Below are 4973 nucleotides of genomic sequence, written 5' to 3'. Positions count from 1 at the left end.
GAGCATAACCCGAGCCGATGGTTTCGGGATTAGGCTCGATCTCACCGATGACGCCAGCAACCCCGGCCGCGATGGTTGCGGCGGCGGAGAGGTAGGGATTGGAGTCTGCACCGGGCAGGCGATTTTCCACCCGCAGGGACCCCGCGTCGTGACCGACGAGGCGAAAGCAGGTGGTGCGGTTTTCGAAACCCCATGTCAGGCCGGGTGGCGCGAAGGTGCCGGGGGCGAAACGCCGGTAGCTGTTCACCGTCGGCTGGAAGACCAGCGTCGTGTCGCCGACATAGGCCTGCAGGCCGCCGAGGAAGTGGCGGAAAGTGCGGCTGACGCCGTTCTTCTCCTTCGCGTCCCAGAACAGCGATCTGCCTGTCTTGTCCTTCAGGCTGATGTGCAGGTGGATCGACTGGCTATCCGCCTTTTCGTTCCAGCGCGGCATGAAGGTGACCGACCGGCCCTGCCGCAGCGCCAGCGCGCGGATGAAGTTCTTCAGGAGAACCAGCTGGTCGGCCGGCTCCAGGCCTTCGCCGGCGCCGATGCAAGCCTCCATGAAACCAGCGCCGATCTCCTCGTGCATCTTGGCGAGGTCGATCCTCAGCGGCTCGCACATGGCGGCCACGGCCTCGTACCACTCGGTCTGGACGACCTGGTAAAGGATCAGGTCGTGGCTTGCATGCGCCGTCGCGGTTTTCAGATTGCGGTAGCCCTTGGCCTTCGCGCTCTCCGGCGTCTCGTCGAACAGCGTGTATTCCAGCTCCATTCCGTATTTCGGCACCAGCCCCGCTTCGCCGGCACGGGCAAGAACGGATTTCAGGATCGCGCGGGGGCATATCTGCGCTGAAGCGCCGGTGTAGTTCGACAGCACCAGCAGGTCATGCCCGGCCTTCGACCACGGCAGGCGGCGGGCGGAACCGGGATCGAGCTGCAACGGGTCATCGTGGAAATCACCCTTATCGTCATTGACGCCAGGAATGATGAGCATCGCATCGGTCGGGTCCAGCGCCAGTTGCGCGGGGGCCATGCCCATGCCGTTCTTGGCAATGCCCTTGAGGCTGTTGGCCGAGACCATCTGCCCGCGCAGCAGCCCGTTGGTGTCGGTCATCGCGACCGTGGCAAAGCGGCTGGCCTGGTCGGCCAGGTAATCGTCAAGCGTCATGTTGCACCTGATTGAGGGAATGGGCGCCGATAAGTCGTGCGAGTTCGGCGAGATCGGTCTCGGGCTGTGTCGAATAGGCCTTGAGGAATACCTTGAGGCCGTTGTGCAGATAACGAGCGATCTCGGCGCGCGAGGGAGAGTGGTCCGGCATGTAGAGGGCCTGCGTGCGCGGCGCCGACAGGATCAGGCCCCATAGATCCTGCGCGGCGAGTTCGGCGTCGTCGAAGGCCAGCCGGCCGGCGCGTCGCTGGCCTTCCAGATAATCCATGATGCCGCGCAGCAGGCGGTCCGGCCCCACCTCCTGATAGGCGCGGCCGATCTCCGGAAAGCGTTGCACCTCGCCGATGATGAGCCTTGCCAGCGACAGGAGGTCCGGACGCAGCACGGTGTCGGCGTAGTCCCATGAGAATTCCAGCAGGTCCGCCACCATGCCGCGATCGGAAGGATGTTCGAAGACCGCCAGCATCTGGTCGCGCTCGCCAAGCATCATGGCCGAGAACAGCGCCTCCTTGGACTGGAAGTACTGGTAAAGCGTCGGCTTCGACAAGTTCGCCTCGAGAGCGACGGCATCCATGTTGGCGCCGGAATAGCCCATTTCGGAAAAGACCTTCAGCGCGGCTTCCAGGATGCGCCGCTCGCGCTCGATTTTGTTTTGCTGTCGGCGGGACAAGGCGGTCATCGCGGCAGTTTCCTCAGGAAGTCCAGCAGGATGCGGCTGTAGGCTGCGGGCTGCTCGACATTGCAGACATGGCCGGCATCCGCGATGGTCTCGTAGCGGATGTCTGGCCGAAAGGCCTGGTCGAGTATTCGTCCGGCAACGCCGCGGATCTCCGATGGCGACGCCAGCCGGTCGTGCTCGCCCGTCATCATCAACACCGGCATGGTCAGGCGCGAGAAATCGAAACGCTCGGAGGGATTGGTGAAGCAGACGAGCGCGTCGCGATAGGTGGCGGACGGGATCGCCGCCATCGACCGGAAGAGCTGTTCCTTCACCGCGTCGGAGGCGTTCGGCCCCGCCAGCACTTCCACCACCGTGGGAGCGAAATCGGCCGGCGTCTGGCCGGCATCCAGCGGCACCTTGCGGCTGACACGGAAGGTCTCACGCTCCTCGAGGCTTGCCTCCGACATGCCGGTGCAGCCACCCGAAAGGACCAGCCCCGCCAGCATCTCCGGGTGGCGCATGGCGAAGGAGGTGGCGATCCACGAGCCCAGGGAGAGGCCGACCAGCACCAGCCGATCGGCGCCAAGTTCTTCCTTCACGCGCAGGATGTCGTCGCAGTAGTCCCCTACGGTCGACTGCATTCGCCCGAGCGCGCTGTCGCCGTAGCCGCGCAAGTCGAGTGCCGCCGCGCGCATAACGCCGCCTGCGGCCGCGAGTTGCGGCAGCCAGTTGCCGCGCGAGCCGCCGATGCCGTGCAGGAACAGGCAGAGCGGCCCGTCGCTATCCGTCGTCGTTAGCGCGAGGCGAGGCTCGCCATCGATGACTATGTCCCGCGTGGCGGCAGAGGCGGGCAGGGGCCTTGGCTGCTCCGCCGCGTCGGTAGCGAGCGTTGTCTCCGACAGGGCGGCGATGCCCGCTTCGAAGATCGCCTTCGTGCCCTCGCAAATCGCCTGCAGACGCGGCGACGCGGCTTCGACCCGCGCGCTCCAGCGCAGCGTGCTGCCGCCATGATCGCCGGCGCCAATGGCAATGCGGCCGTCATAGGATTGCGCACCGGCAATGCCTTCGAGATGTGTGTAGGCAAGCGTGCGGTCGCTGTCGCTCAGCCAGGTGAGTTGCTCGCGATAGACGGTACCCTCCCCATGGGCGGTAAAGGCGCGGACCAGCGTGCCGCGTGCGTCGTGCTCGGCGTAGATGGTGGCGATGGCCGGGTGCCATTGTCCGCAGAAATCCGAAACGACGGACCACACCGCCTCCGGCGAGGCGGCTGAGACGCCGACGACCTCGACCGTTTCGCGCGCCATTGGCGTCTACCGGGCCGACCGCGCGGCGCCGTGCTCGCCGCGCCACAGCGACATACGGGCGCCGCCTTCATCGCCAGGGGCGGAGTCGATCTCGTCCATCTCGTAGAGCGCCAGTACCGAGAGGTAGTCCTCCATGATCTCGGATGTGAAGGGCAGCATCAGCGCGCCGCAACGGCTGTCTCGGTACATACGCTCCAGCGGCAGCGATTTCAGCATCGACTGGCCGCCGCAGGTGCGGATGGCCATCGACGTCATCTCGGCCGCGCCTTCCATGACGTTGTATTGCGCGGCGTACATGCGCAGCACCTCGCCCTTGGTCGGAAAGCCTTTCGACTCGCCGAAAGCCTGCCACCACAGCGCGCGCATGTTCGCCAGCCGGGCGTACATCTTGCCCACCGCGATACGCTTGGTCGCATACATGCGCCGATCTATCGGTGGCTGGCCGGGCACCTTGCCCTTGAGATAGTCGACCATGAAGTCGAAGGCGCCCTGCGCGACACCCATATAGGTGGGCGAAAGGGTCACCATCATGTGAGGCCAGTTGGGCAGCGTCTTGCCGAAGATGCCCCGCGGCATCAACAGGTCCAATTCGGTGACGAAGACGTCCTTGAGGATGAGGTCGCGGCTGTTGGTGCCGCGCATGCCGAGCGGATCCCAGTCGCCCTTGACGCTGAGGCCCGGCGCATCCTTGTGGACGACGAACAGCATGGTGTCCTCGTGGCGCGGCTCCCGGCCCTCGAACACCTCGGTGCAAACGATGGTGTAGTAGTCGCAATAGCCGGCCAGCGAGGCGAATTTCTTGAAGCCGTTGATCTTCCAGCCGCCGTCGACCTTGCGGCACTGCGTCTGGTTCGGCTTCGAGGTCCAGTTCTGGCCACCCTCGGAGATAGGCTGCGAATAGATCGCCTTTTCGGCGATGGCGCGGCGGAACTGGCGCTCGCGCAGCGGCGCGAATGCCGCCTTCTCCTGGGGCGTCAGGTTCGGCATATCGAACATGAAACGCGACCAAGCCATGGACGAGTTGTGCATGTTGAAGGTCAGTGCGGTGGCGCCGCAGTATTTGCCGATCTCGGCGCCGACCATGGCATACTCGAACATCGAGAAGCCCCAGCCACCGAATTCCTCCGGGATGCAGAGCCCGAGAAAGCCGTCAGCCGCCAAATCCTTGTAGTTCTCGACCGGGAAGGAGGCGTCATCGTCGATCCCCTTGGCGCGCGACGCGAATTTATCGCGGCCAAGCTCGTTGACCAGCCGCAGCTTGGCTTGCACCTGCGGGCGGATGCGGGAGAGGTCGTAGTAATCGGCAATGTCGCTCATGGTCTTCTCCGAGGGGCGTCAGGACGCCAGTTCGCCTTGCAGGAGGCCGTCCTTGACGACGACGTTCCCGTCCAGAGTTATCGTGCAGTTGCGCATCGGCAGGTCGAAATGACCGAGCGTATAGCGGCCGGCATACTGGTTGGCGCCTGTAGACCACAGGAACGATCCCGCCAGCGCGCGGAACTCCACCGCCTGCATGTCACGCTTGTCGTACATGGCGGCCGAGACCCAGCGGGCGCGCGGATGCATACCCCAGCCGACATGGCTCATGCCGTAGGCGTTGCGGTCGTTCCAGGCTTCCATGTATTCGCGAAAATGGATGGCATCGACGCCGTCGCCGTTGATGGCGGTGACGAAGTCGTCCTCGATGGTGAAGTCGATGCGGCTGGTGAGCGTCGTCTTGAACGTAAGGTTCATGTCGCCCACGTCCATGACGATCCGGCCGTTGACGCAGTTCTTTCCGGGAAAGGCGAGGCAAAGCCCGCCCGGCCAGTGCGCCACCGCGCCGGGCGTGGTGCCGAAGCCCGGCGTACCGCCGCAG

At 64.9% G+C, this 4973-nt stretch carries 4 protein-coding genes and 1 pseudogene; all 5 read right to left on the bottom strand.

Annotation, left to right across the window (positions count from 1 at the left end; translation table 11 throughout):
- A partial coding sequence (locus EN781_RS25620) for a glutamine synthetase (protein ID WP_127400447.1) occupies nt 1-1150 on the bottom strand: 1150 nt, incomplete at its 3' end.
- Nucleotides 1140-1829 (bottom strand): TetR/AcrR family transcriptional regulator, encoded by a 690-nt coding sequence (locus EN781_RS25615; RefSeq protein WP_126056184.1) that lies wholly within the window; start codon nt 1827-1829, stop codon nt 1140-1142. The genes EN781_RS25620 and EN781_RS25615, both read right to left, overlap by 11 nt.
- The gene (locus tag EN781_RS25610; protein WP_126056183.1) at nt 1826-3115 is read right to left on the bottom strand and encodes an alpha/beta fold hydrolase; all 1290 of its coding nucleotides are present in this window, start codon (nt 3113-3115) and stop codon (nt 1826-1828) included. The genes EN781_RS25615 and EN781_RS25610 overlap by 4 nt, the downstream gene beginning before the upstream one ends.
- Nucleotides 3116-3121: 6 nt before the next feature.
- Nucleotides 3122-4432: an acyl-CoA dehydrogenase family protein gene (locus tag EN781_RS25605; RefSeq protein WP_126056182.1), complete on the bottom strand. Its 1311-nt coding sequence runs from the start codon at nt 4430-4432 to the stop codon at nt 3122-3124.
- 18 nt (nt 4433-4450) lie between these two features.
- Nucleotides 4451-4973 (bottom strand): annotated as a pseudogene (locus EN781_RS25600) (peptidase M29); the annotation flags it as partial.

It is taken from the genome of Mesorhizobium sp. M4A.F.Ca.ET.090.04.2.1 (assembly GCF_003999085.1).
In the GTDB taxonomy this organism is placed as follows: domain Bacteria; phylum Pseudomonadota; class Alphaproteobacteria; order Rhizobiales; family Rhizobiaceae; genus Mesorhizobium.
Note: the sequence above shows the minus strand (reverse complement) of the source record. Positions and strands in the feature narration are given on the sequence as shown.